Origin of the sequence: Ensifer sp. ENS06 (genome assembly GCF_014852205.1) — a bacterium.
GTDB classification, from domain to species: Bacteria; Pseudomonadota; Alphaproteobacteria; order Rhizobiales; family Rhizobiaceae; genus Ensifer; species Ensifer adhaerens.
The window spans coordinates 728,549-751,564 of the sequence record NZ_JACVBC010000001.1 but is presented as its reverse complement, the minus strand read 5'-3'; the positions used below and the strand labels follow the sequence as shown (position 1 = coordinate 751,564).

At 61.9% G+C, this 23,016-nt stretch carries 18 protein-coding genes and 1 tRNA gene; 7 read left to right on the top strand and 12 right to left on the bottom strand.

The features are described from left to right. Positions 1 to 117: 117 nt before the first annotated feature. From IB279_RS03735 to IB279_RS03715, 5 genes are all read right to left on the bottom strand, one after another. Positions 118 to 948, bottom strand: a complete 831-nt coding sequence (locus IB279_RS03735) for an ABC transporter ATP-binding protein (RefSeq protein WP_034800847.1) — start codon at positions 946 to 948, stop codon at positions 118 to 120. Continuing rightward, positions 945 to 1,787 carry an ABC transporter ATP-binding protein gene (locus tag IB279_RS03730; RefSeq protein ID WP_082566271.1) on the bottom strand — a complete coding sequence of 281 codons (843 nt, stop codon included), beginning with the start codon at positions 1,785 to 1,787 and terminating at the stop codon, positions 945 to 947. Before IB279_RS03730 ends, IB279_RS03735 begins: the two co-directional genes overlap by 4 nt. 2 nt (positions 1,788 to 1,789) lie before the next feature. Next, positions 1,790 to 2,698: an ABC transporter permease subunit gene (locus IB279_RS03725; protein ID WP_034800846.1), complete on the bottom strand. Its 909-nt coding sequence runs from the start codon at positions 2,696 to 2,698 to the stop codon at positions 1,790 to 1,792. A 10-nt stretch (positions 2,699 to 2,708) separates the two neighbouring features. Beyond that, entirely contained in the window at positions 2,709 to 3,713 is a 1,005-nt protein-coding gene (locus tag IB279_RS03720) for an ABC transporter permease subunit (RefSeq protein ID WP_034800844.1), read from the bottom strand. 204 nt (positions 3,714 to 3,917) lie between these two features. After that, positions 3,918 to 5,513, bottom strand: coding sequence for an ABC transporter substrate-binding protein (locus tag IB279_RS03715; protein ID WP_034800843.1), 1,596 nt, complete (start codon positions 5,511 to 5,513; stop codon positions 3,918 to 3,920). A 645-nt stretch (positions 5,514 to 6,158) separates the two neighbouring features. Between IB279_RS03715 and IB279_RS03710 the strand changes: the two genes are divergently transcribed. Continuing rightward, complete coding sequence (locus IB279_RS03710) at positions 6,159 to 6,872, top strand: helix-turn-helix transcriptional regulator (RefSeq protein WP_051659566.1); 714 nt, start codon at positions 6,159 to 6,161, stop codon at positions 6,870 to 6,872. Positions 6,873 to 6,948: 76 nt separating this feature from the next. Then, complete coding sequence (locus tag IB279_RS03705; protein WP_034801387.1) at positions 6,949 to 7,338, top strand: response regulator; 390 nt, start codon at positions 6,949 to 6,951, stop codon at positions 7,336 to 7,338. Between the two features lie 64 nt (positions 7,339 to 7,402). Here the strand turns inward: IB279_RS03705 and rirA are convergent, their stop codons facing one another. Then, positions 7,403 to 7,867, bottom strand: a complete 465-nt coding sequence (gene rirA, locus IB279_RS03700; protein ID WP_034801384.1) for an iron-responsive transcriptional regulator RirA — start codon at positions 7,865 to 7,867, stop codon at positions 7,403 to 7,405. A 213-nt stretch (positions 7,868 to 8,080) separates the two neighbouring features. Between rirA and IB279_RS03695 the strand changes: the two genes are divergently transcribed. Further along, positions 8,081 to 9,100 carry a Fe(3+) ABC transporter substrate-binding protein gene (locus IB279_RS03695; protein WP_370689548.1) on the top strand — a complete coding sequence of 340 codons (1,020 nt, stop codon included), beginning with the start codon at positions 8,081 to 8,083 and terminating at the stop codon, positions 9,098 to 9,100. An 80-nt stretch (positions 9,101 to 9,180) separates the two neighbouring features. Here the strand turns inward: IB279_RS03695 and IB279_RS03690 are convergent, their stop codons facing one another. From IB279_RS03690 to IB279_RS03680, 3 genes are all read right to left on the bottom strand, one after another. Continuing rightward, a complete protein-coding gene (locus tag IB279_RS03690; RefSeq protein WP_113189576.1) occupies positions 9,181 to 10,236 on the bottom strand; it encodes a M48 family metallopeptidase in 1,056 nt (351 codons plus the stop codon). Continuing rightward, on the bottom strand, positions 10,226 to 11,317 hold the full coding sequence (locus tag IB279_RS03685; RefSeq protein ID WP_051659565.1) for a YjgN family protein: 1,092 nt from the start codon (positions 11,315 to 11,317) through the stop codon (positions 10,226 to 10,228). The genes IB279_RS03690 and IB279_RS03685 overlap by 11 nt, the downstream gene beginning before the upstream one ends. A gap of 233 nt (positions 11,318 to 11,550) precedes the next feature. Continuing rightward, positions 11,551 to 13,047, bottom strand: coding sequence for a CoA-acylating methylmalonate-semialdehyde dehydrogenase (locus IB279_RS03680; RefSeq protein WP_113189577.1), 1,497 nt, complete (start codon positions 13,045 to 13,047; stop codon positions 11,551 to 11,553). A 128-nt stretch (positions 13,048 to 13,175) separates the two neighbouring features. Between IB279_RS03680 and IB279_RS03675 the strand changes: the two genes are divergently transcribed. Beyond that, the gene (locus IB279_RS03675; RefSeq protein WP_113189578.1) at positions 13,176 to 14,057 is read left to right on the top strand and encodes a LysR family transcriptional regulator; all 882 of its coding nucleotides are present in this window, start codon (positions 13,176 to 13,178) and stop codon (positions 14,055 to 14,057) included. A 62-nt stretch (positions 14,058 to 14,119) separates the two neighbouring features. On the opposite strand, the gene IB279_RS03670 is transcribed toward IB279_RS03675, so the two are convergent. Beyond that, the gene (locus IB279_RS03670; RefSeq protein WP_113189579.1) at positions 14,120 to 15,883 is read right to left on the bottom strand and encodes an adenylate/guanylate cyclase domain-containing protein; all 1,764 of its coding nucleotides are present in this window, start codon (positions 15,881 to 15,883) and stop codon (positions 14,120 to 14,122) included. A 248-nt stretch (positions 15,884 to 16,131) separates the two neighbouring features. On the opposite strand from IB279_RS03670, the gene IB279_RS03665 reads away from it, so the two are divergent. Beyond that, entirely contained in the window at positions 16,132 to 16,332 is a 201-nt protein-coding gene (locus IB279_RS03665; protein WP_060516485.1) for a hypothetical protein, read from the top strand. 49 nt (positions 16,333 to 16,381) lie between these two features. Here the strand turns inward: IB279_RS03665 and IB279_RS03660 are convergent. Both IB279_RS03660 and IB279_RS03655 read right to left on the bottom strand, forming a co-directional pair. Continuing rightward, positions 16,382 to 16,458, bottom strand: a tRNA-His gene (locus tag IB279_RS03660). A 189-nt stretch (positions 16,459 to 16,647) separates the two neighbouring features. Further along, on the bottom strand, positions 16,648 to 17,097 hold the full coding sequence (locus tag IB279_RS03655; RefSeq protein WP_034800834.1) for a phasin: 450 nt from the start codon (positions 17,095 to 17,097) through the stop codon (positions 16,648 to 16,650). A gap of 230 nt (positions 17,098 to 17,327) precedes the next feature. On the opposite strand from IB279_RS03655, the gene IB279_RS03650 reads away from it, so the two are divergent. Next, positions 17,328 to 21,026 carry an ATP-binding protein gene (locus IB279_RS03650; RefSeq protein WP_162741427.1) on the top strand — a complete coding sequence of 1,233 codons (3,699 nt, stop codon included), beginning with the start codon at positions 17,328 to 17,330 and terminating at the stop codon, positions 21,024 to 21,026. A 92-nt stretch (positions 21,027 to 21,118) separates the two neighbouring features. Further along, complete coding sequence (locus IB279_RS03645; protein ID WP_034801377.1) at positions 21,119 to 22,801, top strand: iron ABC transporter permease; 1,683 nt, start codon at positions 21,119 to 21,121, stop codon at positions 22,799 to 22,801. Positions 22,802 to 23,016: the final 215 nt, after the last annotated feature.

The window sequence follows — 23,016 nt, the reverse complement described above, 5'->3', positions numbered from 1 at the left end:
GAGGCGAGAAGTGAAGGCGGCGCGACACCTCTACACCATCAAGCCCCCAAGTCAAAGAAGCCGGGCATTGGCTGCCCGGCTTCTCTTGTTTCTTCAGCAAAAATCAGCAGCGGCGGATCAGGCCGCCTGCTTCTTCTTGGCAAGGCGCGCCTTGATGCTCTCGACATCCGCACGCGGCGTCGCTGCAAACAGCGTCTTGGTGTAGCTGTGCTTCGGGTCGGCAAAGACCTCGTCGCGGCTGCCGTATTCGACCGCTTCGCCGAAATACATCACCATGACATCGTCAGCGATATAGCGCACGACAGAGAGGTCGTGGCTGATGAAGACGTAGGTGAGCTTCAGTTCGTCCTGAAGGTCGGCGAGCAGGTTCAGCACCTGTGCCTGGACCGACAGGTCGAGCGCCGACACCGGCTCGTCGAGCACCAGCAGCTTCGGGTTCAGCATCAACGCGCGCGCAATGGCGATACGCTGGCGCTGGCCGCCCGAAAACATGTGCGGATAGCGGTTGAAGTGCAGCTCGGTGAGGCCGACCTTCTTCAGCATCGTCATCGCCCGGTCGCGACGTTCGTCGGCCGGCGTGTCGGTGTTGATGACCAGCGGTTCCATCAGGATGTCGCCGATCTTCTGGCGCGGGTTGAGCGAGCCATAGGGGTTCTGGAAGACGATCTGCACCTTGCGGCGCATCTCCGGCGTCATGTCGCCTTTGGAAATATCGATCTTCTTGCCCTCGATCAGCAGTTCGCCGGAGGTCGCCGGGTCGATCAGGGTGAGGATGCGGCCCAGCGTGGACTTGCCGCAGCCGCTTTCGCCAACGATCGCCAGCGTCTTGCCCTGTTCGACGGAAAAGCTCACGCCTTTCAGCGCATGAACCGTCTTTGCCTTTTTGATGAGGCCGCCGGGGATATGGTAGTCGCGCACCAGATTGCGCGCTTCGAGGATCACGCTCATTGGGCCGCTCCTTCGTCGACGAAGAGTTCGGAAATCGTCGGCAGACGATCGCCGGTCGCGTTGTCAGGCAGCGCCGCCAGAAGTGCGCGCGTGTAGTTGCTCTTCGGGTTTTCGAAGAGCGTCAGAACGTCGGCCTCTTCCATCTTGCGGCCCTTGTACTGCACGACCACCCGGTCGGCAGTCTCGGCGACCACGCCCATGTTGTGCGTGATCATGATCAGGCCCATCTTGTGCTCGGCCTGCAGCCTCATCAGGAGGTCCAGGATCTGCTTCTGGATCGTCACGTCGAGCGCGGTGGTCGGCTCGTCGGCGATCAGGAGCTTCGGGTTGCAGGCGATCGCGATCGCGATCATCACGCGCTGGCACTGGCCGCCCGACATCTGGTGCGGATAGTGGCCGAGCCGCTCGGCCGGATCGGGAATGCCGACCGCCTCGAACAGTTCGATTGCGCGCTTGCGGCGACCGGCCTTGTCGAGGCCCATGTGGATGCGCAGCACTTCCTCGATCTGGAAGCCGACGGTGAAGCACGGGTTGAGGCTGGCGATCGGCTCCTGGAAGATCATGGCAATATCCTTGCCGACGATCTTGCGCCGTTCGTTTGCCGACATGCCGAGCAGGTCGCGGCCGTTGAAGGTGAGCTTGTCGGCGGTCACTTTCGCCGTCCAGGGCAGAAGCCCCATCGCGGCCAGCATCGACACGGACTTGCCCGAGCCGGACTCGCCAACGATCGCAAGCACTTCGCCTTCATGGACCTTCATCGACACGCCGTTAACGGCGCGGAAGGGACCGGAGGCCGTCTGGAATTCGACGACCAGGTTTTCGATTTCGAGAAGCGCCATGATCAGGACCTCTTCAGCTTGGGATCGAGCGCATCGCGCAGGCCGTCACCCATAAGGTTGATCGCCAGCACCGTGATCAGGATCGCGATACCCGGAAGGGTCACCACCCACCAGTGGCTGCTGATGAACTCGCGGGCTTCGGCGAGCATCGTGCCCCATTCCGGTGTCGGAGGCTGTGCGCCCATGCCGAGGAAGCCGAGGGCCGCAGCGTCAAGGATCGCGCTCGAGAAGGAGAGCGTCGCCTGGACGATCAGCGGCGCCATGCAGTTCGGCAGGATCGTCTTGAACATCAGACGGCCATGACCGGCGCCGGCCACCTTGGCGGCAACGACATAGTCACGGGTCTTTTCGCTCATGACGGCAGCACGCGTCAGGCGCACGAAGTGCGGCTGGAAGACGAGCGCGATGGCGATCATGGCGTTGACGAGGCCCGGGCCGAGGACGGCGACCAGCACGAGGGCGAGCAGCAGCGACGGGAAGGCCAGGATGATGTCCATCACGCGCATGATGACGGTATCGACCCAACCACGGAAGTAGCCGGCGATGACGCCAAGCGCGATACCGCCGACGAGCGACAGGGTCGTGACGATGACACCGACGAACAGCGAGAAGCGCGTGCCGTAGATCAGCCGGGACAGCATGTCGCGGCCGACGGCGTCGGTGCCGAGCAGGAAGCCGGCGCGGCCGCCCTCCTGCCATACCGGCGGTACCAACACCGCATCGCGGTACTGTGCCACCGGATCGTGCGGTGCGACCCACGGTGCGAAGACCGCGAGCAGAACGAGGAACACGAAGAACACGAGACCGATCACGGCGCCGCGGTTCTCGGAGAAGTAATACCAGAACTCGGCCAATCGCGCCCGGCGGGACGGATCGGTCGAAACGGTGCTTGTTGCAGCAGCTTGAGACATGACGCCCTCCTTAGTGCCGGATGCGTGGATTGATGAGACCGTAGAGCAGGTCGACGATGAGGTTGACCAGCATGATCACCGCGGCGATGACGAGCAGGCCGCCCTGGATGACGGCGTAGTCGCGACGCGACACCGAATCCACCATCCACTTGCCGATGCCCGGCCAGGAGAAGATCGTTTCCGTCAGGATCGCACCGGCGAGCATGACGCCCACCTGCAGGCCGATGGTGGTGACCACCGGGATCATCGCATTGCGCAGCGCATGGACGCCGACGACCCGGAAGGTCGAAAGGCCCTTGGCCCGTGCCGTGCGCACGTAGTCTTCGGAGAGAACTTCAAGCATCGCCGAGCGCGTCTGGCGCGCGATGACCGCAAGCGGAATGGTTCCAAGCACGATCGTCGGCAGGATCAGGTGGCTGACGGCCGACTTGAACGCGCCGGCCTGACCGGACAGGAGCGAGTCGATCAGCATGAATCCGGTTACCGGCGGGAAGAAGTACATCAGCGAGATGCGGCCGGAGACCGGCGTCCACTGCAGCATGCCGGAAACGAGCATGATGAGCAGCAGCCCCCACCAGAAGATCGGCATGGAGAAGCCGACGAGTGCCGTGCCCATCATCGCCTGGTCGACGGCCGAGCCGCGCTTGATCGCAGCAATCACGCCAGCCGGAATGCCGAGAATGACCGCAAACAGGATCGCGCAGAGCGAAAGCTCGACGGTTGCCGGGAACAGTTCGAAGAACTGATCGATGACCGGCTTCTTGGTAACGATCGAGGTGCCGAAATCACCCTGGAGCACGCCCCAGAGATAATCGAGGTATTGCACCACGATCGGCCGGTCGAAGCCGAGTGCGTGTGAAATTTCCGCATGTCGCTCCGGCGACATGACGCGCTCGCCCGAAAGCAGCGCAACCGGATCGCCCGGAAGCAGGCGGATGAAGGAGAAGGCGATGATGGAGACGCCGACGAAGGTCGGTATCAGGACAGCCAATCGCCCCAAGAGAAATCGGAACATGTTAAACCCCGCGCCATGTTGCCGCGGCATTGTATCCCGCCGCTGGCACCACCGCATGCTTTCCCACTTAACGGCCAAGCATACAGCAAGTCGAAATGCCACAGCGACCTTTTGCGCTCCAGCCGGAACTCAGGGTCGCTATAGTGGATGCAAAGAGGGGCGCTTGCCCTTGGCAAACGCCCCCTTAAGGATCAGTTAACTAAATTACTCGGTGATGTCCACGCCGTCGAAGGCAAAATCACCAAGTGGGCTCTGAACGAAGCCCTCGACGTTCTTGCGCATCGGCACGACCGAGAGCGAGTGGTCGATCGTCGCCCACGGCGCTTCGCGCTTGAAGACGACCTGCGCCTCTTCGTAGAGCTTGGTGCGCTCTGCGGGGTCAGAGGTTTCCTTCGCCTTCTTCACGAGAGCATCGAATTCCTGGTTGCACCACTGTGCACGGTTGTTGCCGCCGACAGCGTTGCAGCCGAGAAGCGTGTCGAGGAAGTTGTCCGGGTCGCCGTTGTCGCCGGTCCAGCCGAGGATGACGGCACCGTCACGATCCTTGGCCTTGGACTTGTCGAGGTATTCGGCCCATTCGTAGGAGACGATCTCGACCTTGACGCCGATCTTGGCGAAGTCCGACTGCATCAGTTCAGCTGCGCGACGGGCGTTCAGCATGTACGGACGCGAAACCGGCATTGCCCAGAGCTTCATCGACAGGTCCTTGACGCCTGCGTCTTCAAGCATCTTCTTGGCGACTTCGGGCTCGTAGGTGTCGTCTTCGATCTTGTCGTTGTACGACCACATCGTCGGCGGGATCGGGTTGACGGCCGGCTGGGCAGCACCCTGGAAGACGGCATCGACGATCGCCTGCTTGTTGATCGCCTTGTTCAGCGCCTTGCGGACTTCCGGCTTGTCAAACGGAGCCTGGGTCGTGTTGTAGGCGAGGTAGGAGACGTTGAGGCCGGCCTGTTCCATGACCTTCAGGTTCGGGTCTGCCTTCATCTTCGAAACGTCGGCAGCATTCGGGAACGGCATCAGGTGGCATTCGCCAGCCTGGAGCTTCTGGAAGCGAACCGAAGCGTCAGACGTGATCGCGAAGACGAGGTCGTCGATCTTCTGCTTGCCACCCCAGTAGTCCGGGTTTGCCTTGTAGCGGATGACGGCATCCTGCTGGTAGGCGACGAAAGCGAACGGACCGGTGCCGAGCGGCATCTGGTTCATCTGCTCCATCTTGCCGTCAGCCTGCAGCTTGTCGGCATATTCCTTCGACAGGATCGAAGCAAACGGCATCGCGATGTTGGCGAGGAACGGCGCTTCCTTGCGCGTCAGGGTGAACTTGACGGTCAGGTCGTCGACCTTCTCGACCGACTTGATGACTTCCGGGAAGCCCATGCCGGCTGCGTATTCCCACGAAGCGCCAGCAATGTACTTGTTCCACGGATTGTCAGCCTTCAGCTGGCGCTCGTAGGAGAACACCACGTCGTCGGCAGTGAAATCACGCGACGGCGTAAAGAATTCGGTGGTCTGGAACTTGACGCCCGGACGCAGCTTGAAGGTGTAGACCAGGCCGTCGTCGGAGATCGTCCAGCTTTCGGCGAGGCCCGGCTCAACTTCGGTCGTGCCCTTCTTGAACTCGAGCAGGCGGTTGTAAACCGTGTGCGCAGCCGCGTCGAAGGTCGTGCCGGCGGTGTACAGGCCCGGGTCAAAACCCTCTGGCGAACCTTCCGAGCAATAAACGAACGTCTTCGACCAGGCGGAGCCGGCCATCAGCGTGGCAAGCGCCGTCGCTGCAAACAGAGTAGTGAGCTTTTTCATGAGCTTTGCTTCCCAGATTTGTTTTTGTTCTCGTGTTTTCCTGACGCGGAATGCCGTTGCCCCCGGTCAAGGCCGGATGGAACGACATTTGGCGTCGCATTGCAATAAGTCGCCGCAGAAATTTGTCTATGCGAAAAATTCGTCCGCAGGTAGAGCCGGGATATTCGTCCACTGTTTTAGAATCGCCTGACAAAACAGTACACCGCGGCACCTAAAATCCACGACGTTCCGGCCGCTTCCACAGGGTCTGCAGCCTCCCCCGCCAGCCCCTTGGGCGGCGCGATGCCACACCGGGGAAGCCACATTGGTTCCGGGTGAATACCCCTACCGAGAATGCCGTGATCATTGGCCGCACGAACACGCGATTCGGCCTCGACAGGTTTTCGAATCCCAAGATACTATGGTAGAAATCCCGAACGGGATTGTGCAATAAAATGTATACAAAACTCGGGGGAGATATTCGACGTGCCCAGACGTCCTTGGGAGGGACCGGCAGCCGCCTTTTACAGCTTTCAGTCGCTCGGTGGGCTTGCCGAGGGACGGGCATGACCCTGCCTGTCGGCAATACCGGCAAAGCACTTTGCCGATTGATCGCTGCGGCTCGCGGGATAAACTGCCGCACGACGATAAGGGGATAGCCAGTCCGTGGCGGCTTTGCTGGAAAATCACAGGCGATACGACCTTCGCGACGAGCTAGAGAAGGCGCTCAACCGCGTCGATTTCTTCCGCATTTTTCATACCATGGCATTGCGCTACGGCTTCAGCCATTTCGGCATTCTGCAGCTCGGCAACGAGAACGACGCCTGCATGCTGTCCACCCGCCTAGTATTGCACGACCTGCCATCCGGGCTCGCGGAGGAATACGACAAGCGCCATCGCTTTGGCGACTCCGTGTTTTACAAGACGCTGCACCGCTCGGCGATCTCGTCGGTATGGCGGGCGGACGACCCCGGCTGCGACGCCAGCCAGAACCTGCTGGTGCAGCTCGGTTTCGAACTGCTCGTCAGCGTACCGGTGCACGCAGCTTCCACCGGCGCGCGCTATGCCGTGCTCTTTCTCGGAGACGGGGAGGATATCGGCCGGGCCGAGCATGTGGCGCTCGCCTATGACGCGATCGCCGCCTTCGACTATTTCTATCGCATCGCGCTTGCCAACAAGGCCGGGATGGGACTGACGCCGCGCGAAACCGAAATCCTCAAGTGGATCTCGCATGGCAAGACGGCAAGCGAGATTGCGCTCATCGTTTCGGTGTCGGAGCACACGGTGAACTCACACACCGCAACGATCCTGAAGAAACTCGACGTCGTCAATCGCACCCAGATGGTGGCGAAGGCAATCCGAGAGCAGATCATCCAGTAGCAGCCGATGCGTGGCCGCGTTTCGCACCGCCACGCCCAACGAACGGGACGCCCGCCATCAGCAAGGGTATTCGGTCATGACGCGAAAAGCACACATCCTGCTCGTTGACGACGACCCGGCAGAAAACCTGATCCTGCGCGCGCTCATCCGCAAGGTGAGCAGCATCGACATCGAGCTGCACTACTGCCAGACGATCGACGATGCGCTTGCATTCCTGCGCTCGGGCAAACCCGTATCGATGATCCTGCTCGACAACCGTCTGCGACCGCAGCTCGATTTCCGCGAGACGGTCCCGGCCCTCCGGCATCAGGGCTATATCGGCCCGATCGGGGTAATCTCAGCATCGCTCGCCGATGCCTATTTTCAGAATCTGGAGGATTACGGCGCCGATTTCCGCATCGACAAGGCTGAAATCGACCCCACTGCGATCGACTTCATATTGCGGGAATATCTACCGCAAGAGTAACACCCGGCGGCACTTCAGCCGCCAGGTCATGCCGCACCATTTGCGCGGGCGTTGCTCGGAGATATCAGGCCGCCGAGGTCTGCGGACGCTTGGTTTCTTCCAGACCGAGGAGGAAGTTGATCTGCGGGCGCGCCTTGACCAGGTCGTCAATCGTGTAGCCCTGCAGCACTTCGAAGAAGGCGTTCAGCGCCTTGCGGAGCGCCGAGTTCAGGCCGCAGCTGTCGACGAGCGGGCATTCGATCTCGCCCGCCTCGAAGCATTCGGCCATCGCGAAACTGTCTTCCGTCACCTTGACGACGTCGAACAGCGTGATCGCCGAAGCGGGCTTCGGCAGGCGCACGCCACCGTTACGGCCACGCACCGTTTCAACGAGGCCGGCCTTGGTCAACGGCTGCAAGATCTTGAAGAGAAACAACTCGGAAACACCATAAGCCCTGGCGATTTCGGGAATGCGGCTGAGCTTTTCCCCGTTGGCGGCGCAGTACATCAACATGCGAACCGCGTAGTTCGTTTGCTTCGTCAGACGCATCATTCACTCCGGCATCGAGAGGTTCACGAACTCATCATATAGGACGGATCGTAGTTTGGAACAATTCCAAAAAGCCAGAAAAATCACTTCTTGTTGAGCGTTTACGGTTTCCTGATTGACTGTTTTCAGCGCTCCGGTCAGAAAGATGAGGAATTTTGTTAACTTAGCTCAAACAAGAAAATGGAGGAAGCGATGTCCGTTTCAAGAGCAGCGATGGGCGTTCTGTCCCTGACGGCAACCCTGCTGGCAACGAGCGCCGCCTGGGCCGATGGTGAAGTCAATATCTACTCGTACCGGCAGCCCGACCTGATCAAGCCGCTGCTCGACGCCTTCACCAAGGAAACCGGCATCACCACCAATGTGCTCTTCCTAGACAAGGGCCTCGTCGAGCGCATCCAGGCCGAAGGCGCCAACTCGCCGGCCGACGTGATCCTGACCGTCGACATCAGCCGCCTGACCGAAGCCAAGGATGCAGGCGTAACCCAGCCTGTCGTCAACGAGACGATCAACAAGGATATCCCGGCGCATTTCCGCGACCCTGAAGGCAACTGGTTCGGCCTCACCACCCGCGGCCGCGTCGTCTACGCATCCAAGGAGCGCGTCGCCCAGGACGACATCACCTATGAAGAGCTTGCCGACCCCAAGTGGAAAGGCAAGATCTGCACCCGCGACGGCCAGCACTCCTATAACATCGGCCTCTTCGCCTCGATGATCGCCCACCATGGCGAAGCCGAGACCGAGAAGTGGCTGACCGGCCTCAAGAACAACCTCGCCAAGAAGCCTGACGGCGGCGACCGCGACCAGGCCAAGGCGATCTTGGCCGGCGAATGCGACCTGGCACTCGGCAACACCTACTATGTCGGTCTGATGATGACCAACGAGAAGGAGCCGGAACAGAAGGATTGGGCAGCGGCGATCAAGGTACTCTTCCCGAACGCCAAGGACCGCGGCACGCACGTCAACATTTCGGGCATGGCACTCGCCAAGAATTCCCCGAACAAGGACAACGCGCTGAAGCTGATGGAATTCCTGTCGGAAGGCGAAGCCCAGAAGATCTACGCCGAGCAGGTATTCGAATATCCGGTTCTGCCGGGCGCCGAGCCGTCTGACGTCGTGAAGTCCTTCGGCACGATCAAGCCGGACGAACTGCCGCTCGCCGACATCGCCGCAAACCGCAAGAAGGCTTCGGAACTGGTCGACAAGGTCGGCTACAACGACGGTCCGCAGGACTGATCAACAAGGCAATTGCTTGAATACGAACAGCGGGCCATCGGCCCGCTGTTTTCGTTTCAACAAGCGAAATTCAAGGAGGCTCATTGCGCCTTGGCGCGCAACTCCGCGGCGTAGTCGAGGATCGCCTTGCGCCGCTCCGGCGTCCCTGGATGCGTTGAGAGAATGCTGGTGTCGGCGTGATCGTCTAGCTTCTTTTCAAGCAGGTCGAAGAAGCGCGCGGCCGCCGTCGGATCTCGCCCTGCCTTCTGCATCAGCTCGACCGAGTGTCGGTCGGCAGCAGTTTCCGCGCCGCGCGAATAGGAAAGCGACAAGAGACCAGCGCCCTGCACCAGGACGTCGTCCACGCCCGAACCGATATCGCCGCCGATCATCATGATGAGGCCGGCAACGCCGGCAGCACGGTAGATCTGCCGCAGACTATGTTCGAGCTCGACATGGCCGATCTCGTGCGCCAGCACGCCAACGATCATTTCGGTATCGTCCCCGGCAAGTTCGATGAGCTCGTCGGTGACGACCAGCGTGCCATCCGGAAGCGCAAAGGCATTTGGTCCGACCACACCGCCCTTGCGGAAATTGAGCGAGTAACCGGCCTCGCCGCGGCCTGATCGGGCGGCGATTGCCTTGAAGCCGTCGCGGATCCTTTCCTGCCGCTCAATCGCCAGCTGCGTTTTGTCGAACAGTGTCTGATCCATCGTCTCCATCGTGCCCCTCGACATCATCTCCGGCACGATCGGCGGGGTCACGAGGACGGCGACCTCGACGAGCGCAGGAACCGCATAGCGATAGATGGCAACGCCGCACAGCACGGTGGCTGCGACGACGGCGATGAGACGTGGACGAAAACGCTCCCATTCGTGGATGTGGTTGACCCTGCCATTCAGCTTCAGAAAACGATCGACTGCCTCGTTGTCCGGCGTTTCGAACAACGAACCGTCTGCAAATTCGACGCGGCGCGGTATCGCCCCGACGCGGTCGGAAATATCGACACTTGCCAAGGTGCCACGGGCAAGTTCGGTGCTCGCATCGTCTACGGCCCTGAGGCTGCCTCCCTCTTCCAAAAGCCTTGAGGGCACCGACCGGCTGGAACCGGCCGGATGCCACTCGCCACGTGCGATCTCGATGCTGCTAGAAGCCAAAATCGAACCCTTCGAAATCCATGAATTCCGCTCCAACCGCCGACGCTTCCGCTTCGATTTCGCTCATCAGCGTTCCGACGGCGCCAAAGACGGTTACGCCCGTCAGGGTCCATTTGTAACGGGCCATGCGGACGGCCGCCCAAGGTCGCAGCAGGCCCAGCGTCAGGATGGTGACGACGAAGTTCGATATGGCGATCCACGTGTAGCGGCCCCGAGAAAGACCGCTGAGGAACCGATGTTTTCCGTCAAAAACCGTCGCCCCCCAAACGGCGTTGCGCACGGCTGCACTGTAGAACAACGCGATGACTGCGTAGAAAGACATGGACGCCACATATCCTGCGCCCAAGCCTACCCATCCCCACCTCGGATCGTTCAGCGATTGGAGCAAACTTGGCGATGCGCGAAGCGTTCCCATCAAGATCGCGAAGACAACAACGCCAAGAACCAGCGCAAGCCCCACACCCAGGAACATGCCGCGATAGAGCGGGCCGAACGGCGGGTTGGTCTCAAAGGCCCTGCCGCCAAAGCGCAGGTTCGATCCGACGTAGCGCCCAACCCATCGGCTTGCGAGCGGCGTCAGTAGGCCCAAGGTGATAATGGAAAGGAACCCGCCCAGAATGAACGCCTTGAAGGCACCGCCCATCGTGCCGACGAAGTCGAAGCGGACGTTGCGGTAGCTCGTCACCCGTGCGCTGAAGCGCAACCCGCGTGCGGCCAGCCAGGGAACGAAGAAGAGCGAAAGCAACAATAACGCGATGCCGACGATCGGAACGAATGTCAGCAGAAGATTGTAGAGGATCAGATAGCCGAAAACGATCACTCGCCCGATCAGGATCTGCTTGCCCTTGGCATGGTACTCGAAGGTACGGCCGAGCAGAACCGTGTTTCCGTAGAAGTATCGGTTGCGCCGGACCTTTGCCCAGGCGGAATAAATGCCAAGCGTGACGATCGTCAAAAACACGTTGACGATCCAGATGCCGAAATATTCCTTGCCGCTCCCCATGAACGAGAAACGGTGAAAATCGATCGACACGTCGCGTGTCGGCGCTGCTTGAAACGACGTCGCTTCAGCCACGACCATGATGGGCCCCTCCGTCCATCCTTTGTGCATCGGACGCGCCGCAAAGCGCTCCGACAGCACATGATCAAACACAAATCGTCTGGTGCGCCCCCGCCCGCCAGACTGCCGTTGGGGCAGCGGTGAATTCACGACCCATGCCCACGGTTCGCAAGTTAGTTGTGCCGTATCGCCGAATGCAACAAAAAAGGGCCTCCCGAAGGAGGCCCCGAGGCGGGAGGATCTTTATCCCGTTGTTACTTCATCGTCGGCATGACGAACTCGGCACCGTCCTTGATGCCCGAAGGCCAGCGCTCGGTGATGGTCTTGGTGCGGGTCCAGAACTTGATCGAGTCCGGGCCGTGCTGGTTGAGATCGCCGAAGGACGAGGACTTCCAGCCGCCGAAGGAGTGGTAGGCGAGCGGAACCGGGATCGGAACGTTGACGCCGACCATGCCGATGTTGATGCGCGAGGCGAAGTCGCGGGCCGCATCACCGTCGCGGGTGTAGATCGCGACGCCGTTGCCATACTCGTGCTTCATCGGCAGGTCGAGGGCTTCCTCGTAGGTCTTGGCGCGGACGACCGAGAGAACCGGTCCGAAGATTTCCGTCTTGTAGATGTCCATGTCCGGCGTGACGTTGTCGAACAGGCAGCCGCCAATGAAGTGGCCCTGCTCATAGCCCTGCAGCTTGAAATCGCGGCCGTCGACGACGAGCTTGGCGCCTTGCTCGACACCGCTGTCGATCAGGCTGCGGATGCGCTGTTCGGCTTCCTTGGTGACGACAGGGCCCATATCGGCCTTCTCGTCGGTGTAGGGGCCGATGCGCAGGCTTTCGACCATCGGGGTCAGCTTGCTGATCAGGCGGTTGGCGGTCTCTTCACCGACCGGGACGGCAACCGAGATCGCCATGCAGCGCTCGCCGGCCGAGCCGTAGCCGGCGCCCATCAGGGCGTTCGCGGCCTGGTCGAGATCGGCGTCGGGCATGATGATCATGTGGTTCTTGGCGCCACCGAAGCACTGGGCGCGCTTGCCGTTCATCGCTGCGGTGCCATAGACGTAGCGGGCGATCGGGGTCGAGCCGACGAAGGAAACGGCAGCGATATCCGGATGCGTCAGGATCGCGTCGACAGCCCCCTTGTCGCCGTTGACGACGTTGAGGATGCCTGCCGGCAGGCCGGCTTCGATCATCAGATCGGCAAGGCGGATCGGAACGGACGGATCACGCTCGGACGGCTTCAGGATGAAAGCGTTGCCGCAGGCGATGGCCGGGGCGAACATCCACATCGGGATCATGGCCGGGAAGTTGAACGGGGTGATGCCGGCGCCGATGCCGACGGCCTGGCGGATCGAGTACATGTCGATGCCGGGACCGGCACCTTCGGTGAACTCGCTCTTCTGCAGATGCGGAATGCCGATGACGAATTCGCAGACTTCGAGGCCACGGATGAGGTCACCCTTGGCGTCTTCGATCGTCTTGCCATGCTCGCGCGACAGGATCTCGGCGAGCTCGTTCATGTTGGCGTTCAGAAGTTCGACGAACTTCATGAAGACGCGGGCGCGGCGCTGCGGGTTGGTGGCCGCCCACTTCGGCTGTGCTGCCTTCGCGCTTTCGACGGCTGCCGAAAGTTCCGCGTCGCTTGCCAGCGCCACGGTGCCCTGCACTTCGCCGGTTGCCGGGTTGAAGATGTTGCTGACGCGGCCGCTCTTGCCGGCGACGCGCTTGCCATCGATGAAATGACCGAGTTCGTACATGAATGGTTCCTCCAGATCTTGATTGTGGCGGCATGATCGCACTACGATTTCAACAAATCAATTTCCGATATTCAGCAACCGTTGTGCAAAAATTGAAGTCCAACGGTTTTGTATAGGATTGTCGCACTATGAATTGGGACGATGTCAGAATGTTTCTAGCCGTCGCGCGGACCGGACAGATCCTGGCCGCATCCAAGCGGCTCGGCGTCAATCATGCCACCCTCAGCCGTCGGGTGACTGCGCTGGAAGAGGCGATGAAGACACGGTTGCTCGTTCGTCGGCCGAACGGTTGCGAACTGACCGCCGAGGGCGAAATCTTCCTTGCGGCAGCCGAGCGCATGGAAACGGAAATGCTGGCGGCGCAATCGCAGATCGGCCGGATCGACACGGCGATCGCCGGCACGGTGCGCATCGGTGCACCCGACGGTTTCGGTGTTTCTTTCCTCGCGCCCCGGCTCGGCCGGCTGACGGCGCGCTATCCGGAATTGAAACTGCAGCTCGTGCCGGTCCCTCGGTCTTTCTCGCTGTCGCAGCGCGAGGCCGATATCGCGATCACCATCGAACGTCCGGAACAGGGGCGCCTCGTTTCCTCGAAACTCACCGACTATACGCTCGGCCTCTACGCCTCGGCCGACTATCTCGAAAAGCACGGCACGCCGCAGACGATCGACGACCTCAGGGAGCACCGCCGCATCGGCTACGTCGAGGATCTGATCTTCACGCCGTCGCTGAATTTTTCCGCCGAGATCATGCGCAGCTGGGATGCCTCGTTCGAGATATCGAGCGCCACCGGCCAGACGGAGGCGGTGCGTTCCAGCGCCGGCATCGGCATTCTGCACAATTACATTGCCCGCCATGCGCCGGAACTAAAACGTATCCTGCCGGAAACGACCATCCGCCGTGCCTACTGGACCACCTATCACGAAAGCGCGCGCGATCTCGTGCGCGTTCGCACCGTCGTCGCCTTCCTGCAGGAACTGGTGACCGCGGAGCACCAGATTTTCGTCTGAGACCTCCGGCGCACAGGCACGTTTCTCGCGAGCGAACGCGGTCGAGGCGGATGCCTGGGGCGCTAAAGGGAAATCCCGGCCTCCCGCAGGCCGTCAATCAGCCGCGGAATGACGGCCGGATCCTGGTAAGGCATCGCCCGCTTGAAGTGGTCGATGGAAAAGTCTGGATTGACCTCGAAGACCTCGTGCCAGTAGCGCCGCGCCTCCTCATGGCGTCCGGTGCGGCCATAAAGACAGGCGAGATAGAAGCGCGTCATGTCCGAACGCGGTGCCAAGGCCAGGCGCCGCTTGAAGGCAATCTCGGCTTCGTCGAAACGGCCGAGGTTGAGCAGGGTCCGGCCAAGGAAATGCAGCGCCAGATCGAACTGCGGATCGAGCCGGTGGGCGCGGGTATAGAAGGGCAAGGCCTCCTCGAACTGGCCCAGGAAATCTCTGATCGTGCCGAGCTGCGTGTGGCCGCCGGCGGAGTTCGGGTCGAGCTCGATCGTGCGTTGGGCGGCCCGCTCGGCCTCGTCGAAGCGGCGCTTCCAGCAGAGCGCAATCGCGAGCGCGTGGTGGCCGTGGGGTTCATGCTCGTCGGTCTCGACGGCCTTCTGTGCAAGCTTGAGAGCGCGCTCGATATTGTCGACGGTGCCACCGTTCCACCGGTTGATGTAGTCGGTCATGGCAATGATCGCGAGCGACCCATAGGCCGCGGCAAGCGCCGGGTCGATGGCGATCGCACGTTCGAGCATGCTGCGCGCCTCCGCAGACGATACCGCGTCGAACCGCAGGATCGCCTGGCGCGACCGTACGAGCAGATCGTAGGCCTCCGGATCGACCTTGCCGCGCCCCTCGCGCCGCTCCGTTTCTCCGGCCGTCAGCTTCACCTTGAGCGCCGTCACGATGGTGCGCGTCACCTCGTCCTGAACCTCGAAAATATCCTCGATGCCGCGATCGTAGCGCTCGGCCCAGAGATGGCCCCCGGTGGTGCCGTCGATCATCTGAGCGTTGATGCGAATGCGGTTGGCGGCGCGGCGCACGCTGCCTTCCAGCACATAGCGAACGCCGAGGTCGCGGCTCACCTGGCGGATATCCGCCGACTTGCCCTTGTAGGCGAAGGAGGAATTGCGGGCGATGACGAAGAGACCGGAGACCTTCGAGAGATCGGTGATGATGTCCTCGGTAATGCCGTCGGCGAAATAGCCCTGCTCCGGATCGCCGGACATATTGTCGAACGGCAGCACGGCGATAGACGGCCGGCTCGGAAGCTGCGGTGGCACCTCGGCGGCGACCTTGATGGGCGCGTCGGCATACTCGTCCGGCGACCAGCTCCAGATATGCACCGGCCGCTCGATGTTCTTGACCTCGTGATGGCCGCTGTCGACGAAAATGAGATCGATGCGGCCGTGCACATATTCGTGCACCCCGTCCGAAATCGCCACGCCGCCGGGCCTCGCAAGCGCCTCGATCCGGGCTGCGACATTGACGCCGTCGCCGTAGAGGTCGCTGTCGGCGACCATGATGTCGCCCATGTTGATGCCGACGCGCAGCACGATTTGCTGATCGTGGGGCACGTCCGCATTGGCGGAGATCATCGCCCGCTGCAAGGCAGCCGCACATTCGACCGCGTTGACCGCGCTGGAAAACTCGACCAGCACGCCGTCGCCCGTTCGCTTGAACACCCGGCCCTGGTGGGTTTCAACGAGCGGTTCCAGCACTTCGGCCCAGCGCGCCATGAGTTGCGTATAGGTGGTTTTCTCGTCTCGCTCCATCAGCCGGCTATAGCCAACGACATCAGCAGCCAGGATGGCGGCAAGCCGCCGTGTGATGGATTCTTTGGCCATGGATTGCGACGCCTTACTGGGAATCCTCTTGGCGAAATTTTACCGGCGGATGAGCCCTATGTCCATTCGAACCGGATCCGCCCCGCGCCCAAGCGCTAGCCCGAATTGGGTATTGCCGCGACAGGAACCTGGCGCGGTATCCCGACGTTGCCTTCACAGGGAATTGAGCTGCTTGCTCAAGGCGATGGCTGCGAGCACGCCGGTCGCAATCGGCTCGCGCTCCCATTTCGACAAAGGAGTGTGAAAGGATGCTTGTGTCCATACCGGGCCGGCCGATCCTGCCGGGTGAACTCACCAAGATCGACGATGTCTTCAAGGAAACACTAAGAGAGCGAGAGCTGTCGCGCCAGTCGGCAGAGGCAACGGCGCTCGCCGCCCGGCTGATCGAACTTTATCAGAATGGCGTACAGGACGTGGTGGCGCTCAGAGCCTTGGCCAAGCTGTTCTGACGAAGCAAGGCGCCCCGCAAATCGCGATACCGATCGTTTAGAGAAGAAATGGTACGGTTGGTGGGAATCGAACCTACGACCTCAGGTGCCACAAACCTGCGCTCTAACCAACTGAGCTACAACCGCACATAAAGCGACATCAGTCGCTTGGCGGCTCACATACGGAGACTTCCGTCGCTTTGCAAGCCTTAACTTGAGATTATCCTGGAAAAAATCCGGATGGCAAGCCATCCGGATTCTTGGTTTTGGGCGCAGATGGCAGAATTCGGCGACAGCAGTCTGTCGCCATCCTTCAGCCGGCGCGGTCGGTTGACTTTAGACCTTCTTGAAGGACGACATCGCCTTTTCAGCGGCGTCCTTGCCCGGCTTGGTGACGTTTTCGGCAACCTTCTTGGTGGCTTCCTGCATCGACTTCGCCTGCTCGACCGCGAGTTCGGCCTGCTTGCGGACAAAGCTCGTCTGCAGTTCGACGAATTCCGACAGCGACTTCACGCCGAGCAGCGCTTCCATGTGAGACAGCGAGTTTTCGGCATTGGTGCGCAGTGCGTCTATGGCCTTGAGACCGAGTTCGACGGAGCCGGTTTGGGCGCTTTCGAGCGTTGCTTCAACGGTCTTCGTTGCCTCTTCGGCAGCGGTCTTCATCTTGGCATAGGCTTCCTTCGACTGGACGGCACCCTTTTCCGCGAAGTCGCGGAAGCTGTCGGTGAACTTCGCCGGGTCGAAAGAGGAAAGGGAAAATACGTCGTCGGTCTTCTTGGTAGCCATGAAAGCGCTCCTTGGTGTCTGGCCCTCTTCAGAGGCGCCGTTGATTGATGCGCATTATATAAACTACTTGCTTGTGCATTGCAATAAAATTGTGCAGTGCACAAAATCCGGAGAATTAACCTTTCGCGCTGAAAGCCGTGACGAAGCTCCGGCCCTCGCTGGACCCTTGCGGGCCTGCCGGGTATTAATAGAGTGTTAACCCGCAAGCGATCCGTCAATAGGCCCCCTTTATGCCCGCGAGACAGTATCCCTTCATTGATATCGCCGTGCATGCGCGGGTGCGGGAGCATTTTGCCCGCGGCGACGCGGCGATCCTGTTTTCGCGGGACTTTGCGCGCATTCTCTGGGCCAACGACCAGGGCGCGGCCTTTTTCGGCGCCGGGTCGATCTATGATTTCATCGATGCGGGACCGGACCAGGGCGAGCTGTCGCTGCGTCAGCTCAAGGCCGCGGGAGCGCAGCTCGTGCGCGCCGGCGACCGGCGCCAGCTTTCGATCCGGAAGTTCTCGGGTTTCCGCGGCACACCGCTCAATGTGAGCGTGGAGATGATCCGCGTGCGCCCGGACGAGGACGCGGTGCTCTTTACTGCACCGCATTCGGGCACGCCGCTGTCGCTTGAGGATCGCGCTGCGCGCATGATCGCCGGCCTCGACGGCCCGGACACCCACATGGCCGTTCTCGATGGCAACGGCGGCATCATCGCACACTCGCCGGGCTTCATCGATCTCGGCATGTCGGACGAGACGCGCAAGCAGCTCGTCGATACGGTCGGCCGAGACCACGACTGGCTGATCAAGCGCCCGGTCGCAACGCGGAAGGGGCACCTGCCGGCCGCGGTCGGCAAGATCGCCGATGAGCCGTCGCTGCATCTGCTCTTTGCTGTCGAGACCATTCTCGGCACGCTCGATCCGGACGAAGAGACCCCGGCGGCGCAAGTGTTGCCGATCTTGCCGCTGGCCGAAGAGCTGGAACCGACCGCCGAGACACCGGCCCCGGAGGCAAAGGATACCGTCGAACCGGCCGAAGCGCTGGTCGAAAGCGCTGCACCAGCCGAAGACGCTGCCCTGGCCGACGCATTCGAACAGGCGGAGTCCGTCGAACCGGTTGCCGCGCCACAGGACGATGGCGACCTTGAGGTCGCAGACGTCCACGTCGCTGCAGGCCAGGTCGCTTTAACGGAGGAACCGGAGGCGCTTGCCGCCGCAGATGCGGAAACTTCGGCGCAGGGCGTGGAGCCAGCGGAAGATGACGGCGAGCCGGCGCTTGCAGTCGCGACCGACGTGACCGCGACCGATACGCCGGTTGCCGCGGAAATCCCCGTGACGGCAGAGGTCACTCGCGAGGACGAGACGGTCGAGGCGACCGATGCTGGCACCGCTGAAACGGAACAGGCCGACTTCGCCTTCGTGCCCGGCGGCCGTGCCGTCCGCTTCGTCTGGAAGATCGACGCCGAAGGCCGCTTCAGCGAGATTTCCGAGGAATTCGCCACCGCCGTCGGCCCGCGTGCCGCCGATGTGATCGGCACCACCTTTAACCACGTGGCAGCACGCTACGGCCTCGATCCTGATCAGAAGATCGGCGCGCTGCTGCAGCGCCGCGACACCTGGTCGGGCAAGACGATTTTCTGGCCCGTGCAGGGCACCAGCCTCAAGGTTCCGGTCGACCTGGCGGCCCTGCCCACCTACTCGCGCTCACGCGAATTCGATGGCTTTCGCGGTTTCGGTATCGTGCGCCTTGCCGATGTCGTCGAAGACGAACACGCCAACGGCCTGACGTTCAGCGCCGCAACGGACATGACGGCAGAAGCTGCCGCGGAAGCGACGCCGTCGGAAGACCACGCGCATACTCCAGCGGTCGATCCTGAGACCGTCGGCCCTGAGATCGAGGAGCGGTCCGCCGACGAGGTGCAGGTCGTCGCGCAGAGGTCCTCCGAAACGGAGGCCGAGCCTGTCGCAGCTGCGCAGGATCGTGATGCGCCCCAAGACCAGACCCTCACCTCCAGCGAGGAGGCAGAGGCAGAGCCGGACCATGCAGCCGAAGTTGCCGCGGACGAACAGGTCGCCGCAAATGACGATCTCTTCCAGGGAGAGCGCCCTGCCCTACAGCTCGTCGACAACGCTGAGCCCCCCGGCTCCGACAAGATCGTCGAGCTCGAGAAACATCGCGCGGCGACCGCGCTGACGCGGGGCGAACAGGCGGCGTTCCGCGAGATCGCGCGGCAATTGGGCGAGCATTTTGGCGGGCCGGCGGAAACCGCACCCGCGGAGGAAAGCGACGCAGCGGCCGATGCAAGCACACCCTTCCCGGTAGACGCGCACGAAGCCATCACTTCCTCGACGCCAGCGGCAGAAGAACAGACTGGCGCGGAAGAAACCGGAGAAGAGACCGACGACGGCGCAGCCGAGGACGAACAGGCGAACGTGCATCTCGAGCAGCAAGCGGCAGATATCGGCCTTAGCGGCGAGATCCTCGACAGCCTGCCAATCGGTATGCTCGTGCATCGCGGGGAAGAGCTGCTGCACGCCAATCCGGAATTCCTGCGGCTCACCGCCTATGGCGACCTCGACGACTTTGTCCGGGAAGGCGGCCTCGACGCGCTCTTTGCCAATGGCGAAGAGGCGACCGACCAGGAACCCGACGGCACGATGATGCTGATCCGCAGGGACGGTCAGATGCGGCCGGTCATCGCACGGCTGCACACGATCCGCTGGGACGGCCGGAGCGCGCTGATGCTGGCGCTGACGCCAGCAGCCGCGAACGCGCCGTCGACGAAAGCAGACGATGCCATCTCCGGTGACGACGTCGACCGTCTGAAGACGGAAATCGACGAACTCAAGTCCATCCTCGAAACCGCAACCGATGGCGTTGTCATTCTCGGGCATGACGGCGACATCCGCTCGATGAACCGCTCGGCAAGCGCGCTCTTCAACTATGACGAGGGCGAAATCCGCGGCAAACCTTTCGCCGCGCTCTTCGCTCACGAAAGCCAGAAGGCAGTCATCGACTACCTGCACGGGCTTTCCGGCCACGGCGTCGCGAGTGTGCTGAACGACGGACGCGAGGTGATCGGGCGGGAAGCGAATGGCGGCTTCATTCCGCTGTTCATGACCATCGGCCGGCTTTCGGCCTCCAATGGCTTTTGCGCCGTGATCCGCGACATCACCCAGTGGAAACGCACCGAAGAGGAACTCCGGAACGCCAAGCGCGCCGCGGAAACGGCCAATGCCCACAAGACCGAGTTCCTCGCCCGCGTCAGCCACGAGATCCGCACGCCGCTCAACGCGATCATCGGCTTTTCCGACATGATGGCGAGCGAGCATTTCGGCCCGGTCGGTCACCCGCGCTACATCGAATATGCCGGCGACATCGGCCGGTCGGGCCGCCACGTGCTCGATATCGTCAACGATCTGCTCGACATCTCGAAGATCGAAGCAGGCGAAATGGAACTCGATTTCGGCGCCGTCGAGATCAACGACGCGGTCTCGGAAGCCGTGTCGCTCGTCCAGCCGCAGGCCAACAGCCAGCGCGTCATTATCCGCACCTCGCTTTCGGCAGCCGTGCCGAACGTCGTGGCCGACGGCCGGTCGATCAAGCAGATCGCGCTCAACATTCTGGCGAACGCCATCCGTTTCACGCCTTCGGGCGGCCAGATCGTGGTGTCGACCTCCTACGAGGCGAACGGTAGCGTCATGCTGAGGATCCGCGACACCGGCGTCGGCATGACCCGCGGCGAACTGGACCAGGCGATGAAACCATTCCGGCAGGTGACGACAGGCGCGCGCAAGCGTGGCGACGGCACCGGGCTCGGGCTGCCGCTCACCAAGGCGATGGCGGAGGCGAACCGCGCCCACTTCTCGATCACCTCGGCACCCAACGAGGGAACGCTGGTGGAAATTTCCTTCCCGTCACAACGCGTCTTGGCGAACTGAGGCCGGATGCTATAAGGAAATGTTGACTTGTGGTGGCCAGTTTGCTGGCCGCCCTTGGCCATTTCTTGCCGTCATGCCGCGGAATCGATCGATTGCAGTCCACATCTCAGAGCATCAAGCGCCGCCATGCGCGTGCCGGAACCGGTCTTTCGCATCCCCTGCTGGCGACATGGGCCGGATTGACATCGGTCATCGTGCTGATGCCGATCATCGCGATCGCCTGGCTGGCGATCTCGGGCGGCGGCGGCGACTGGCCGCATCTGATGCAGAACGTCATTCCGCGCGCCACCGGGCGCACGCTGCTCTTGATCTCGCTGACGGGTGCCGTGACCGCCTTCGTCGGCATCCTCACGGCCTGGCTTGTCGCAAGCTGCGAGTTTCCGCTGCGGCGCTTCCTGTCGGCAGCACTGGTGTTACCGCTCGCAATCCCCGCCTATCTCGCTGCCTATGCGTTCGGCGAGCTTTTCACCTTTACCGGGCCGGTGCAGGGACTGATCCGCGCGATCTTCGGCTTCAAGACGAGCCGTGACTATTGGTTTCCGGATATCCGCTCACTCGGCGGCGCCGTGCTCGTGCTGAGTTCGGTTCTCTATCCCTATATCTACCTCGCCTGCCGTTCGATGTTCCTGATGCAGGGACGCGCGGCCGCCGACGTCGCCCGCACGCTCGGCGCCGGGCCGCTGAAGGTGTTCTTCCGCATCCAGATCCCGATGGCTCGCCCGGCCATCATGATCGGCCTGACGCTGGTGGCGATGGAAACGCTGAACGACATCGGCGCGGTCGAATTCCTTGGCGTGCAGACGCTGACCTTCTCGATCTTCGACACCTGGCTGAACCGCGGCAGCCTCGCGGGCGCCGCGCAGATCGCCTGCATCATGCTGGTCTTCGTCATCGGCCTGATGATGATCGAGCGGGCCGCACGGCGGCGCCAGCGCTTCTCCAGCCAGAAGACGACGTCCGCCGTCCACGATGCTGCCCGGCTCATACTGTCCGGCTGGAAGAAGTGGGCCGCCATGGTCGCCTGCCTGCTGCCCGTGGTTTCAGGCTTTGCCGTACCCGTGCTGATCCTCGGCAATTATGCGCTCAAGCGCATCGACCAGTTCATCGAGCCGCGGCTGCTCAACGCGCTCTTTCATAGCATCCTCGTCTCAGGTGCGACCGCAACGGTTACCGTTCTGCTCGGTTTCGTGCTCGCCTATGCTGCGCGCACGGGGCATTCTCGGGTGAGCGACATCGCCGGGCGGCTCGCCTCCTTCGGCTATGGCGTGCCCGGCACTGTTCTTGCGATCGGCGTGCTCTTCCCGCTGGCCGCTCTCGACAACATTATCGATGCCGGCATGCGCGATACGTTCGGTATCTCCACCGGGTTGATGATGACCGGCACCGGCTTTGCGATCATCTACGCCTGCAGCGTGCGCTTCCTCACCATGGCCGAGGGCTCGCTCGAAGCGGGTTTCCAGAAGCTTTCGCCGCATCTCGACATGGCGGCGCGCGCGCTCGGCCGGACCGGCGGCCAGACTTTGCGCACCGTGCTTTTGCCGATGATGCGGCCGGCGGTACTGACCGCCGCTCTCCTCGTCTTCATCGAGACGATGAAGGAGCTTTCGGCAACGATCATGCTCAGACCCTTCAACTTCAACACGCTCGCCACGCTCGTCTACGAAGACGCGTCTCGGGCCAAGGTCGAAGACGCTTCGGTCGCCGCGATGATCATCGTCGTCGCCGGCATGATCCCGGTCATCCTCGTGTCGCGGTCGCTCGAACGCCGCTCCTGAGCCCCGTTCAGCAAGGCCTGGCGGGCGAGAAACGCATAAAAAAAAGGTGGCTGGGAGGCCACCTCGATAGTTGAATGCTAAACCAACAATCGCTCGAGAAGTAACGACGTCATGTCCGCGACGGCATCTCTGCCGAACGCCGATCCAACATCGATCGGCCTCAAGTTGGCATGACCATGCGCCCCCAATCCTTAACAAGACCTTACCCGCCGGAT

Excerpts from the sequence above, each read along its gene's own strand:
- IB279_RS03735 (WP_034800847.1), bottom strand. The coding sequence starts at position 948 with ATGAGCGTGATCCTCGAAGCGCGCAATCTGGTGCGCGACTACCATATC.
- IB279_RS03665 (WP_060516485.1), top strand. The coding sequence starts at position 16,132 with ATGCTTGTGTCCATACCGGGCCGGCCGATCCTGCCGGGTGAACTCACC.
- IB279_RS03680 (WP_113189577.1), bottom strand. The coding sequence starts at position 13,047 with ATGTACGAACTCGGTCATTTCATCGATGGCAAGCGCGTCGCCGGCAAG.
- IB279_RS03670 (WP_113189579.1), bottom strand. The coding sequence starts at position 15,883 with ATGGCCAAAGAATCCATCACACGGCGGCTTGCCGCCATCCTGGCTGCT.
- IB279_RS03715 (WP_034800843.1), bottom strand. The coding sequence starts at position 5,513 with ATGAAAAAGCTCACTACTCTGTTTGCAGCGACGGCGCTTGCCACGCTG.
- IB279_RS03695 (WP_370689548.1), top strand. The coding sequence starts at position 8,081 with ATGGGCGTTCTGTCCCTGACGGCAACCCTGCTGGCAACGAGCGCCGCC.
- IB279_RS03720 (WP_034800844.1), bottom strand. The coding sequence starts at position 3,713 with ATGTTCCGATTTCTCTTGGGGCGATTGGCTGTCCTGATACCGACCTTC.
- IB279_RS03705 (WP_034801387.1), top strand. The coding sequence starts at position 6,949 with ATGACGCGAAAAGCACACATCCTGCTCGTTGACGACGACCCGGCAGAA.
- IB279_RS03675 (WP_113189578.1), top strand. The coding sequence starts at position 13,176 with ATGAATTGGGACGATGTCAGAATGTTTCTAGCCGTCGCGCGGACCGGA.
- IB279_RS03685 (WP_051659565.1), bottom strand. The coding sequence starts at position 11,317 with ATGGTCGTGGCTGAAGCGACGTCGTTTCAAGCAGCGCCGACACGCGAC.
- IB279_RS03725 (WP_034800846.1), bottom strand. The coding sequence starts at position 2,698 with ATGTCTCAAGCTGCTGCAACAAGCACCGTTTCGACCGATCCGTCCCGC.
- rirA (WP_034801384.1), bottom strand. The coding sequence starts at position 7,867 with ATGCGTCTGACGAAGCAAACGAACTACGCGGTTCGCATGTTGATGTAC.
- IB279_RS03650 (WP_162741427.1), top strand. The coding sequence starts at position 17,328 with ATGCCCGCGAGACAGTATCCCTTCATTGATATCGCCGTGCATGCGCGG.
- IB279_RS03655 (WP_034800834.1), bottom strand. The coding sequence starts at position 17,097 with ATGGCTACCAAGAAGACCGACGACGTATTTTCCCTTTCCTCTTTCGAC.
- IB279_RS03730 (WP_082566271.1), bottom strand. The coding sequence starts at position 1,787 with ATGGCGCTTCTCGAAATCGAAAACCTGGTCGTCGAATTCCAGACGGCC.